Origin of the sequence: uncultured Clostridium sp., from assembly GCF_963515715.1 — a bacterium.
Classification (GTDB): Bacteria; Bacillota; Clostridia; order Clostridiales; family Clostridiaceae; genus Clostridium_AW.
This window is the reverse complement of record NZ_CAUPZS010000050.1, coordinates 1-11,965: the sequence shown is the minus strand read 5'-3', so window position 1 is coordinate 11,965 and position 11,965 is coordinate 1. Positions and strand designations below refer to the sequence as shown.

Genomic DNA, 11,965 nt, shown 5'->3' with positions numbered 1-11,965 from the left:
TCAACATTAACAGGAATATTTGGAATAGGTGGAGCAGCAGTAGCTCAATCTGTAGTAATGGACAAAATGTTTAAAGGGTTCATAGAAAATTTAGGCATATCTACAGGGCTTTGGGCTATGATTTTACTAATAGGTTCTCAAATAACTTCCTTTGCATATCCAGAAGCAGATATGTTAGGGCAAATGGGTCTAGCTAGATCTAAGGATTTAAAGAACATGGTTAAGTTTGGCGTAACTGTAGTTATATTTAATATTTTACTTGTATTTATAAGATCATTCTTTGGTTAAAGGAGAGGATAGCTTATGAATCTTAAAGAAAAAATCAATAATATGATTAAAGAGTCTAAAGGAGATATAGCTGTAGTTATTAAAAATTTAAATACAGGCTCTAGCATTATGATAAATGAAGAAGAAGTTTTTCCTTCAGCTAGCACAATTAAACTACTTATCATATCTGCATTAATGAAAGAAATTAGTAATGGCTTAATAAGACTAGAGGATAAAATAGTTTTATTAAATAAATGTAAATGCGGTGGAGATGGTATATTAAAGGAGTTAGATGAGGGAAATGGTTTTACCATAAGGGAAATTGTAACTCTTATGATCATATTAAGTGATAATACTGCTACCAATATATTAATAGATTTAATGGGCATGGATAAAATAAATGATATGGCTAAAGAATTGAATTTAGAAAATACTCAATTAAGAAGGAAGATGATGGACTCTGAAGCTGCAAAAATGGGTAAAGAAAATATAACAACAGCAAAGGATATGTGTCATATCCTAGAACTAATTTATAGTGGAAAAGTTGTAGATGAAGAGTGTAGTGAAATAATATTGAATATACTAAAAAGGCAGCAGGTAGGAGGAAGAATCAACTTATACTTACCAGAGGATATAATTATAGCCCATAAAACAGGATATTTAGATAGATTAGAGCATGATGTAGGAATAATATATCATCCTTATAGTGATTATATAATCTGCGTGTTGACAAAGAATGTGGAAACGAATAAAGAAGGAAGAGAAATAATAGGTAAAATTTCATTAGAAGTTTATAATACTATTGAACAAATATAAATTAATTATATATATAAGGAGCAGGTAAATTTTTGATTTATTTGCTCCTTTACTTAATAGAGAGATGTTAATGGTTTAAATGATATTGATAGTCAGTGTCGCTTAAGTTATACTAGAATAGTAATCAGTATAACCCTTCGCCAACTAATTTAAGTAATTTAGAATATAGATATGTTTTTTATGGCTATTTGGATATAATGACAGAAAAGAAGTTATGGATGAAACTAGAAGAGTGTGAAAAATTTACTTTATATTTATGAAAGAAACATATAGACTAGAAAGTAGAAGCCTAATACTTAAATTAGGAGAGGAGAAGTTATGAATAAAATAAAAAAAATATTTTACGTTATTGTAGGAATACTTTCCTTTGCTCTTGGAGCAATAGGTGCATTTATACCAGTACTACCTACCACTCCTTTTCTTTTATTGGCATCTTTTTGTTTTGTAAAGGGTTCTGAGAAATTTGATAGATGGTTTAAAGGAACTAAGATATATAAAAAACACTTAGAAAGCTATGTAGATTCTAGATCTATGACTATGAAGCAGAAGGTATCAATACTAGTATTTGCTGATACTATGATAGCTTTTCCACTCATAACGTTGAAAAATATTTACGTAAAGATTTTTTTACTTATATTAGTTATGTTTAAATATTATTATTTTATGTTTAAAATAAAGACCATTAATGAAGAGTAAACCAATCTTTTGAAAGGTGAACATATGAGGAAAATAGAAAAAGAGAAAAAAGTAGTTAAATTAATGATTACACTGTATTGTGAGAAAAAACATAAATATAAAGAGACGCTTTGCAATGAATGTGAGGAATTGTTAGATTATACTCATAAAAAACTAACATATTGCAGGTTCGGAGAAGAAAAAAATTCATGTAAGAGATGCTCAATACATTGTTATAAAGATGATATGAGAGAAAAAATAAGAAGAGTAATGAGATTTTCGGCACCAAGGATAATTCTTTATAAACCACAGGAATTTATGAGGCATATGTTAAAATAATAAATTAAGAGAATATATGCAAACAAAGAGGGGGATAAACGTGATCAATAGAGAGATGAAGCAATATGAAATAAAAAATTTAATTGATCAAAGGTGTCCTGTTTGCGAAGAGTTTAGTAAAATCTATAATTTAGAAACTATGGAACATGAATTTGAAGTTCCTAAAGAGATTGGCAATGGGCATTTGAGACAGATCGTTTCTGGTGAAAATATACAAATTATAAATTTTAACACTACTTTTCATAGGCAGATGGAGATTGAAGGAATGTCAAAAGCTCCACATATTGATATGTTTTTTTGTACTGGAGAGGGACTAGAGTGGGAATTTCAAGGGAATAGAAATAAATTTGAGCTTCTAAGCGGAGAGAGTTTTTTATCTAAGACTAAAAGTAGAGAGAATATAAAAAGATGGGTTTATCCGCCAAAACATCAGTTCAATTTTATAGAAATTAAAATTCATCCTAAAAAATTTGAACAAATTAAGGAAGATATTGAAGAGGAATGGAATATTTTTTGTAAGGGAAAATATGATGAGATATTTTATAAAAATAGGATTATCCCGCCTATAAATCTTGTGTTACAACAAATAATCAATTGTCCATATAAAAAAGGGCTGAAAAATATTTATATGGAAGGTAAAATACTAGAACTTCTTTCAATATATCTTAATGATGCGGTTTATCAACAAGAAAAACATAATACAGTCAAACTTTCTAATGAAGATATAACAAGTATTTATAAAGCTAGAGAAATTTTAGACAACGATATAGTAAACACACCTACTTTAGCTTCTTTATCTAAGATGATATGTCTTAATGAATTCAAATTAAAAAATGGATTTAAAGAGATTTTTGGCGGCACAGTGTATTCCTATGTTATTGATAAGAGATTAGAAAGGGCTCGATTGCTTTTTGAGGAGAGAAACATGCAAGTTAGTGAGGTAGCAAGTCATGTAGGTTACGCCAATTCAAGCCATTTTGCTTTAGCTTTTCGTAAAAAATTTGGTGTTAATCCAAAAGAATATTTAAAAAATGTGGCTGAACAATAGATAATAAAATATTTAAAAATTGCTGTATCAATAAAAATGATGACAGCAATTTTTTTATTTGTTAATAATCCTTTTTTCATCTTTTTAAATCCTTATATGAGTAGAGAAAGCATAATGTTTTCTCTTATAATAATTGATATAGATAATCATTATCAATTATTCCTTGCTTCGAATTCACTATATGATGGCTTATATACAGCTGTGCTTTTTAATGGAATTGATTTTGAGGCTAAATGAGTTTCTACTACAGAGATATTAAAATGATGTCTAAAGATAAAAGGAGAATAGCTATATGAAAAACATATCATCAAAGGAAGTGAAATATATAAAAAACAAGTTTACAGAAGAAGGTTACAAGCTGACTAAGCAAAGAGAGATAATACTTAATAATATTATAAAAAATAAATTTAAGCATTTATCTGTAAAGGATGTCTATGCAGCTGTTAAAGTTGCCATGCCCAGAATAGGTATTTCAACAGTTTATAGAACTATGATTTTGTTAAAAGAACTAAATTTTTTATGTGAAATTGATTTTGGTGATGGTTGTACTAAATACGAAATTGTCTCTCTAAATTCAAAAGGATATCATCCCCATTTAATATGCTCCAGTTGTAAAAGAATAGTAGAAATTGAAAGTGATTTCTTAGATACATTAGAGTATGCAATAGAGCAAGAAAATAAATTTAAAATAAAAACCTACAATATTATATTTTATGGATTGTGTAATGAATGTAATGTTTTTAAAAAATAAAGGAGGTAATAAGGTTGAATAATAAAAAGGGGATTCCACGATTATTAGAGATCGCTGGAGAAAAACGTGGTCTGCTTCTACTTTCAGGAATATTTTCATCTATCAGTGCTATTTCTATGCTTGTGCCTTACGTATCAGTATATTTTATACTTGCAGAATTATTAAAAAATGCTTCGAACCGATCTTTGGTTAATAGAAATTTCATGATACATTGGGGTGTTACAGCATTAATAGGATTAATAGTTGGGATTATAACTATGTATTTATCTGGTTTACTAGCACATACAGCAGCTTATCGAATACTCTACGGTTTAAGAATAAAGCTTTCAAAACATATAGGCAATTTACCACTTGGGTATTTTACTAAAACATCTACTGGAGTAGTAAAAAAGATTATGGAGCAGAATGTAGAAAAAATTGAAAATTTCATTGCTCATCAATTGCCTGATTTAATCAATGTTTCAGCCACAGTAATAGTTATGGTAGTGGCAATGATTTATTTAAATCCATTTTTAGCAATAGCATGCATTATACCTATTATACTAGGCTTTTATGTGCAGGCTTCTATAAGAATGGGGGGGAAATCCAAGGAAAACTTAAAACTTTACCATGATTCTTTAGAAAGAATAAATGCATCAACGGTACAGTATGTAAGAGGAATACCTATTATAAAAGTTTTTGGACAAACAGTACATTCCTTTAGAAAATTTTATGATGACATGATAGATTATAGAGATTATTGTATTAAATATACAAATCAATTTCAAAATATCTATATTTTTTTCAAAGTAATGTTAGGTTCTCTTTTGGCATTTATTTTGCCAGTAGGGGTGTATCTTTTAAGTGGAAAACCTGAAAACATGGCATTTGCATTAACTTTAATTTTCTTTTTGATTATGGCACCAGGGATATCTGCTCCTATGTTTAAATTTACAAGCTTTGCCTCTACAATAGGAGATATATCTGAAGGAGTAGAGCGTATAGACAATATTCTAAGTGAAAGACCAATACCAGAGATAAAAAATCCAAGGATGCCACAAAATTTTGATATTAAATTTGAGAATGTATATTTTTCTTATGACTCAGCAGATGTAGCTACTCGTAAGGATGCTCTTTCTAATATAAGCTTTAATGCAAAACAAAGAAAGGTAACCGCCCTTGTGGGTCCTTCAGGCTCTGGAAAGTCCACAATAGCTAGTCTTATTCCTAGATTTTGGGATGTATTAAAGGGTTCAATTTCTATAGGAGGAGTAGATATAAGAGATATTAAAATAGAGGATTTGATGAATATAGTATCCTTTGTTTTTCAAGATTCATTCTTATTTTATGATACTATTTATGAAAATATTTTGGTGGGAAGACCAGATGCAACTAAAGAGGAAGTATATGCTGCGGCAAAGGCTGCTCAATGCAAAGAATTCATTGAAAAACTTCCAAATGGATATGAAACTCTTATAGGAGAGGGAGGAATATATCTTTCTGGTGGTGAGGCGCAAAGATTGGCAGTGGCTAGAGCTATACTTAAAAATTCTCCTATATTAGTTTTAGATGAAGCAACAGCTTTTGCAGATCCAGAAAATGAATATCAGATGCAATTAGCTCTTAAAGAACTGATTAAAAACAAAACAGTAATAGTCATTGCTCATAGACTTTCATCTATACAGGATGCAGATCAAATTATTGTATTAAAAGAAGGTAAGATTATGGAGAAGGGTACCCATGATAAATTAATATCCATTGATGGTCTTTATAAGAATATGTGGAATGCATATACTAACTCAGGAAAATGGAAAATTCGAAAAGGGGTGAAGGATGATGAAGTTGTTCTATAATATAACTGCTGGCAATCCGAAAAAGTTAGTAAAACCAATATTTTTTTCTGTAGTATCAAATCTTGTAAATATTCTACCCTTTGCCTTAGCTATAAAAGTAGTGCAGATAATTTTTGAAGCCTTTTCCAAGGGAATACCTGTGAATATAAACGAGTTATGGATTACCAGTGGAGCATTATTTTTATCTATGATAATAATGTTTTTAGCAGAAATACCTGCATATAGATTTAGCTATAAAGGAGCCTATATGCTTGCAGCAGAGGGGAGAGCTAATCTTGCTGAACATATAAGAAAGTTACCTCTAGGATATTTGACTACCAGAGATCCAGGAGACCTTGGAAATATGATGATGGGAGACTTTACATTAATAGAGCATTGTATATCTCATCTTATGCCTCAGTTGGTTGGAGGATTTGTTATGCCAATAATTGCTTTCATTGGGCTATTATTTATTGATTGGCGTATGGCTATTGCCATGTTTATAGCTTTACCCATAGCAATTTTAATTATAAAGCTCACCTTAAAGCTTCAAAAAAGAATAGGTAAGGGGCACATGGAGGCTAAAACATACGCAGCCAATAGATTACAAGAATATTTAAATGGAATAGGAACCATAAAGGCATATAATTTGACAGGAGAAAGATTTGTTCGTCTAGAAAAAGCTTTCAGAAGATTCATGGTTGAAAGCATAAAAATCGAGGGGCTTTTACAGCCTATAGTGTTGACAGCCATAGGATTTATTAGAGCTGGACTTACAATAATGGTATTGATAGGAACTCATTTGCTTTTGGGTGGGGATTTAAATATTACAACTTTTGTTACCTTTTTAATTGTAGGTACGAGAGTATTCGATCCCTTGACCACAGCTCTTGGCAATTTTTCAGAAATTAGTTATGATGAGCAGGCAGGAGAAAGAATTGTAGAATTATTAAGAGAGCCTATTTTGCCAGGAGAAAAAATCCCTCCTAAAAGACACAATATTCAATTGAAAAATGTTACTTTTGCTTATGGAGATAAGGAGGTTATTAAGGATGTTTCTATAGATATGAAAGAGGGATCATTAACTGCTCTTGTAGGACCTTCAGGGAGCGGAAAAAGTACTATTTTAAAATTAATAGCTCGCTTTTACGATCCACAAAAAGGAAAAGTTTTAATGGGAAATGAAGATATGAAAGAAATTGAACCGGAAGCTCTTCTTCAAAAGGTTTCCATGGTTTTTCAAGATGTATATCTTTTTCAAGATACTATTGGTAATAATATAAGATTTGGTAGGGAAGGAGCAACTCAAAAAGAAGTGGAAGAAGCAGCAAAAAGAGCTTGTTGTCATGATTTTATTAAGAAGCTTCCACAAGGATATGATACTCCAGTAGGAGAAGGAGGGTGTACCCTTTCAGGTGGAGAAAAACAACGTATTTCTATTGCTAGAGCTATATTAAAAGATGCCCCTGTGGTGCTCTTAGATGAAGCTACTGCATCATTAGATCCAGAGAATGAAGTGGAAATACAAAGGGCAATAAATGAACTTATTCAGGGGAGAACTGTAATAGTTATTGCCCATAGACTTAAAACCATTTGTAATGCAGATAATATTATAGTATTAGACAAAGGAAGGGTTGTAGAGCAAGGTGATCATGAAGAATTAATTTCACGAAAAGGACTTTATTATAATCTTTGGACAATACAACATGGAAGTAGCGGATGGAGCATGTCATAATAGGATAGCTGTATTAGAACTGGCTAGCTATGGGATAAATAATGAAGTACTTCTTATTTAAATTTACAAAAGTACCGAGCAACTTTTAATATATAAGTTTGCTCGGTACTTTTTGTGAATTGAGTTAGGAGTTAATAATATCTATTAATTCTTCAATATTTTTGGAACCAAAATGGACAGTTTTATTATTTATGATAATGGCTGGGACGCTCATAAGTTTATATGCAGTTTTTAATTCTTGAAAGTTTGATAAATCGATCATTTCCGCTTCTACATTAGGATTTTCAATAGCAATTCTTTGAGCATTTACAACCACATCTGGGCAGAGATGGCATGAAAGTGAAACTGCTACTTTTATGTTTGTTTTCTTGTCAATGGATTTGATTTTCTCAAGTATTTGTGAAGACAGAGGTTGACCTTTACTACCAAGATTATATATAGCTAGGACAAAAGAATTTAACTCATGACCACCAGGTACTCCATGGAATTTTACGCCGCTATAATTACCTTCATGATCTAAAAATGACACCACTGGAAATTTGTCAGCATGAATCTTTTCTTCCATTTTAGGATTTGCATGTTTTTCATAAATTTCTACATTGATTTTTTCACTAAGATGGCAAATTTCTAATAATACATTTTTTAGTTCTATAGACTTTGGGTTATCTAAATCAACTATAGAAACCAATGTCACATCTTTTTCTAAACGAGAGAATATATCCTTTAATTGATTCTTAATATCTTTACTTAAAAACTCTTTATTATGAGATTCGGTTAAATTGGAATCATGAGTAGATTCATCAGTAGTATCTGGAGTAGGGGTAACATTATGATCCGGCAAATCTTTAATACCTAATCGTTCTTTTAATTCTGTGATGTATCTTTCAGCACTAGTAGCTGCAATGGCACCATCGGAAACAGCTGTTACGATTTGTCTAAGGTCTTTAGGACGCAAATCACCAGCAGCGTAGATACCTGGGACATTTGTACTCATGTGTTCATCTGTCAATATATATCCAAATTTATCTGTGGCAACATGTTCTTTAAATAATTCCGTTTTAGGTTGATTACCTACAAAAACAAATATGCCAAATATACCGTCTTTAGGGGAGGCATGATATTCAAAAGTTTCTTTGGTTATATTATTTATAAACTTAGCATAGTTGAGAACACCATCTCCACCAGCTTCTAAAATTTCTGTATTAAATTTAACTTCAATTTTTTCATGGGAAAGCACTTTATCGGCAATGGTTTTGGCACAAGTAAATTCGGGCTCTCTAGCTATAACAGTAACTTTTTTAGCAAATCTAGTGAGAAATATTGCTTCTTCAGCAGCGGCAAAACCAGCACCAATAACAAATACATCTAGATCTTGGAAAAACTCTCCGTCACAAGTAGAGCAGTATGCTACTCCTTTACCGGTGAACTCTTCTTCACCAGGGAAACCTAACCTTCTTGGTGAAGCACCGGTAGCGATAATAACAGCTCTTCCTTTATATTCACCTATATTGGTTTTAATTATTTTAACATCATTAGTAAAGTCTACATCAATTACTTCCATTTTAGAAAATTGCACACCAAAATTTTTAGCTTGTAGTTGCATTTGCTCCATAAGTTTTGGACCAGTAACATTAGGTAGCCCAGGATAGTTAGCAATATCGGAAGTAGTTTTTACCTGTCCGCCTATATTATTTTTTTCAAGAATGAGCACATCTAATTTAGCTCTACCAGCATAAATACCAGCGGAAAGTCCAGCGGGACCTGAACCAATTATTATTAAATCATATATTCTATCCATATTATCCTCCTTATTAAATAAAAATTTCCAAGCCATCTCAATAGAGTTAATCTATTATTAAAGTTTTTAACAAGTATGTGATTTAAATGATTAAAAATCTTAATAATAGATTAAAAATGATTGATAGTACAAATATAGAGACACAAAAGTGTCTCTATATGTATTAAATTTTACCTACTAAATCTAAGCTTGGTGAAAGAGTTTCAGCACCAGGTTGCCATTTTGCTGGGCAAACTTGATCACCATGAGCAGCAACAAATTGAGCAGCTTGAACTTTTCTTAATAACTCGTCAACATTTCTACCGATTCCTAAATCATGTACTTCATAAGCTTTAATTTCACCTTCAGGGTTTAATATAAAAGTTCCTCTTAAAGCAACACCTTCTTCTTCAATTAAAACCCCAAATTGCTTTGTAAGTGCACCAGTTGGATCTCCAAGCATTGGGTATTTAATTTTCTTAATAGTTTCTGATGTATCAGCCCATGCTTTGTGTACAAAATGAGTATCAGCTGATACAGAGTAGATTTCGCAATCTATTTCTTTAAATTTATCATAATTATCTGCCAAATCTCCTAATTCAGTTGGGCAAACAAATGTAAAATCTGCTGGATAGAAGAAGAGCACTGACCATTTACCTTTGATTGACTCCTCTGTTACTTCTTTGAATTCACCATTGTGATAAGCCTGTACTTTAAAAGGCTCTACCTTTTCTCCTATTAAAGAAATTATTGATCTTTTTTCCATAATAAACACTCCCCTATTTTTTATTTTCGGCTAATTGATATCTCTTATTAACTAATAATAACTATTAATTATTAAAAAGTCAATGGTTATTTGGTAAAATTTTATTTTTATTATGTATTTTTCAAATATTTAATTATTTTCTTATGAAATAAATGTGGGAATATTAGAACTAGTTAGCTACTAGATAAATCATGACTGAAAGATTATCAACAAGTGAATATATTAGAAAAAGAGTGGCAAAATAATTGACAAAAAGTTGAATCGCAATTAATATTAATATAAATAAATTATTATTTAATAATTATTATCTTATATTAGCCATATATCTTAAAATGCATAAAGGTGGTATTTAAAATGGATGTTTCAAATAAAGAGATAAAAGAGTTTCTACTAAAAAATAATATTAAAGCTACAGATAATAGAATTAAAATAATGAAGTATTTAATGACTCTAGATGAACATCCTACTGCAGAAGAGATTTATAATGGATTAATAGATAAGCTTCCTACATTGTCAAGGACAACAGTATATAATACTTTGAACATTTTTAAAGCTGCTAAGTTAATAAAAACCGTGAGTGTAGGAGAAAGAGAAGTACGATATGATATTAATAAAATAGATCATGGACATTTTAAATGTGAAAATTGCGGTAAAATTATCAATTTTCCAATAGAGTTTGATGAAATATCCATCGATATGTTAAAAGGATGTAAGATTAATGATAAATATATTTGTTTTAAGGGTATATGTTCTAAATGTGTAAATAAGAAAGTATTGGAATAAATTATAAATAAAAGAGAAAAATATAATAGTGAAAATACATTATAGAGGAGAATTACATATGAAAAAATTTGTTTGTACAGTATGTGGCTATATTCATGAAGGTGAGAGACCACCAGAACAGTGTCCTATTTGTAAAGCAGACGCTAGCAAGTTTAAAGAAGCTACGGATAAATTGGTTTGGGCGGATGAACATAGAATTGGCATTGCTGAAGGCGTTGACAGTGAAATTATAGAAGGATTAAGAGCAAATTTTATAGGTGAATGTACTGAAGTTGGCATGTACCTTGCTATGGCAAGGCAGGCAGATAGGGAAGGATTCCCTGAAGTTGCAGAAGCATATACTAGAATAGCTTATGAAGAGGCAGACCACGCTTCTAGATTTGCAGAGATATTAGGTGAAGTGGTAAAGCCTAATACTAAAGAAAATTTAAAAGCAAGGGTTGAAGCAGAATATGGAGCCTGTGAAGGAAAGAAACAGCTTGCTAGCCTTGCTAAGGAGAAGAATCTTGATGCTATTCACGATACAGTACATGAAATGTGTAAAGATGAGGCAAGGCACGGAAGAGCTTTTAAAGGACTTTTAGAAAGATATTTCCATATGTAAAACACAAGTGTTCCTTTATAATATTACAAAGGAACACTTGTGTTTTCTAATGTATTTTAGTTATTATTTATTTTTAAAAGTTAAACAATCCGTTTCTGTGTATATATCAGCGTTTTCACCGCTTACGTGTATAGAGTCAGCTGAACATACCTTGTTGGAATTATAGGTGCAACTAATTACGTTACATGTAATTGCTGAGCATGGTTTTCCTGGATCATTAACATTATTGGTAAGGGTACCATAATGCACTGAGTCTAAAAAAGAACCACAGCAAGTGTCAGAATTTTTTTTCGCATTAAGGCCACCTACATTAATAACATTAGCATAACATATATTTTCTTTATTATGAGAACAGTTCGAAACCTCACAAGCAATTCTTGCCATAATATCTCCTCCCTTAGTGTTTATACTAATAAGTTTAACCAAGAAGAGAATTAAATATTAAAAAAATTACCTATAATTAATTTAAATATATAAAAATAATATGAGATCTCTATTATTTATTTTTAGATTTACCTCTACCTTTTTTTCTGCTGATATTTAGTTTGGCATTATTAAATTTATTATTATTTAATTTCCCATTAGATTTACCT

General features: G+C 30.8%; 12 protein-coding genes and 1 pseudogene. 10 read left to right on the top strand and 3 right to left on the bottom strand.

The genetic code is table 11. The annotated features are described in order from the left end of the window. The 8 genes and pseudogenes from RYO54_RS19845 to RYO54_RS19810 form a co-directional block, all read left to right on the top strand. Positions 1-288 (top strand): annotated as a pseudogene (locus tag RYO54_RS19845) (citrate transporter); the annotation flags it as partial. Between the two features lie 15 nt (positions 289-303). Further along, a complete protein-coding gene (locus tag RYO54_RS19840; RefSeq protein WP_315122420.1) occupies positions 304-1,083 on the top strand; it encodes a serine hydrolase in 780 nt (259 codons plus the stop codon). Positions 1,084-1,401: 318 nt separating this feature from the next. Then, positions 1,402-1,779 (top strand): YbaN family protein, encoded by a 378-nt coding sequence (locus tag RYO54_RS19835; RefSeq protein ID WP_315122419.1) that lies wholly within the window; start codon positions 1,402-1,404, stop codon positions 1,777-1,779. Positions 1,780-1,803: 24 nt separating this feature from the next. Continuing rightward, on the top strand, positions 1,804-2,097 hold the full coding sequence (locus RYO54_RS19830; RefSeq protein WP_315122418.1) for a nitrous oxide-stimulated promoter family protein: 294 nt from the start codon (positions 1,804-1,806) through the stop codon (positions 2,095-2,097). Between the two features lie 40 nt (positions 2,098-2,137). Then, a complete protein-coding gene (locus RYO54_RS19825; RefSeq protein ID WP_315122417.1) occupies positions 2,138-3,145 on the top strand; it encodes an AraC family transcriptional regulator in 1,008 nt (335 codons plus the stop codon). Between the two features lie 292 nt (positions 3,146-3,437). Beyond that, a complete protein-coding gene (locus RYO54_RS19820; RefSeq protein WP_315122416.1) occupies positions 3,438-3,896 on the top strand; it encodes a Fur family transcriptional regulator in 459 nt (152 codons plus the stop codon). 14 nt (positions 3,897-3,910) lie between these two features. Further along, on the top strand, positions 3,911-5,728 hold the full coding sequence (locus RYO54_RS19815) for an ABC transporter ATP-binding protein (protein ID WP_315122415.1): 1,818 nt from the start codon (positions 3,911-3,913) through the stop codon (positions 5,726-5,728). Continuing rightward, entirely contained in the window at positions 5,712-7,442 is a 1,731-nt protein-coding gene (locus RYO54_RS19810) for an ABC transporter ATP-binding protein (RefSeq protein WP_315122414.1), read from the top strand. The genes RYO54_RS19815 and RYO54_RS19810 overlap by 17 nt, the downstream gene beginning before the upstream one ends. A gap of 124 nt (positions 7,443-7,566) precedes the next feature. Here RYO54_RS19810 and RYO54_RS19805 read toward each other — a convergent pair whose 3' ends face one another. Beyond that, positions 7,567-9,240: an FAD-dependent oxidoreductase gene (locus RYO54_RS19805; RefSeq protein WP_315122413.1), complete on the bottom strand. Its 1,674-nt coding sequence runs from the start codon at positions 9,238-9,240 to the stop codon at positions 7,567-7,569. Between the two features lie 163 nt (positions 9,241-9,403). Beyond that, entirely contained in the window at positions 9,404-9,967 is a 564-nt protein-coding gene (gene ahpC / locus RYO54_RS19800) for an alkyl hydroperoxide reductase subunit C (RefSeq protein ID WP_315122421.1), read from the bottom strand. Positions 9,968-10,339: 372 nt separating this feature from the next. Here ahpC and RYO54_RS19795 point away from each other — a divergent pair, with 372 nt between their 5' ends. Together RYO54_RS19795 and RYO54_RS19790 are read left to right on the top strand one after the other, a co-directional pair. Then, on the top strand, positions 10,340-10,768 hold the full coding sequence (locus tag RYO54_RS19795; protein ID WP_315122412.1) for a Fur family transcriptional regulator: 429 nt from the start codon (positions 10,340-10,342) through the stop codon (positions 10,766-10,768). Between the two features lie 58 nt (positions 10,769-10,826). Then, positions 10,827-11,372 carry an NADH peroxidase gene (locus RYO54_RS19790; RefSeq protein ID WP_315122411.1) on the top strand — a complete coding sequence of 182 codons (546 nt, stop codon included), beginning with the start codon at positions 10,827-10,829 and terminating at the stop codon, positions 11,370-11,372. A gap of 63 nt (positions 11,373-11,435) precedes the next feature. Here RYO54_RS19790 and RYO54_RS19785 read toward each other — a convergent pair whose 3' ends face one another. Continuing rightward, positions 11,436-11,756 (bottom strand): DUF1540 domain-containing protein, encoded by a 321-nt coding sequence (locus RYO54_RS19785; protein WP_315122410.1) that lies wholly within the window; start codon positions 11,754-11,756, stop codon positions 11,436-11,438. Positions 11,757-11,965: the final 209 nt, after the last annotated feature.

What these genes read in the sequence shown, in the direction of transcription:
- RYO54_RS19790 (WP_315122411.1), top strand. Translation starts at nt 10,827, where the DNA reads ATGAAAAAATTTGTTTGTACAGTATGTGGCTATATTCATGAAGGTGAG.
- RYO54_RS19840 (WP_315122420.1), top strand. Translation starts at nt 304, where the DNA reads ATGAATCTTAAAGAAAAAATCAATAATATGATTAAAGAGTCTAAAGGA.
- RYO54_RS19830 (WP_315122418.1), top strand. Translation starts at nt 1,804, where the DNA reads ATGAGGAAAATAGAAAAAGAGAAAAAAGTAGTTAAATTAATGATTACA.
- RYO54_RS19805 (WP_315122413.1), bottom strand. Translation starts at nt 9,240, where the DNA reads ATGGATAGAATATATGATTTAATAATAATTGGTTCAGGTCCCGCTGGA.
- RYO54_RS19835 (WP_315122419.1), top strand. Translation starts at nt 1,402, where the DNA reads ATGAATAAAATAAAAAAAATATTTTACGTTATTGTAGGAATACTTTCC.
- RYO54_RS19820 (WP_315122416.1), top strand. Translation starts at nt 3,438, where the DNA reads ATGAAAAACATATCATCAAAGGAAGTGAAATATATAAAAAACAAGTTT.
- RYO54_RS19785 (WP_315122410.1), bottom strand. Translation starts at nt 11,756, where the DNA reads ATGGCAAGAATTGCTTGTGAGGTTTCGAACTGTTCTCATAATAAAGAA.
- RYO54_RS19795 (WP_315122412.1), top strand. Translation starts at nt 10,340, where the DNA reads ATGGATGTTTCAAATAAAGAGATAAAAGAGTTTCTACTAAAAAATAAT.
- RYO54_RS19810 (WP_315122414.1), top strand. Translation starts at nt 5,712, where the DNA reads ATGAAGTTGTTCTATAATATAACTGCTGGCAATCCGAAAAAGTTAGTA.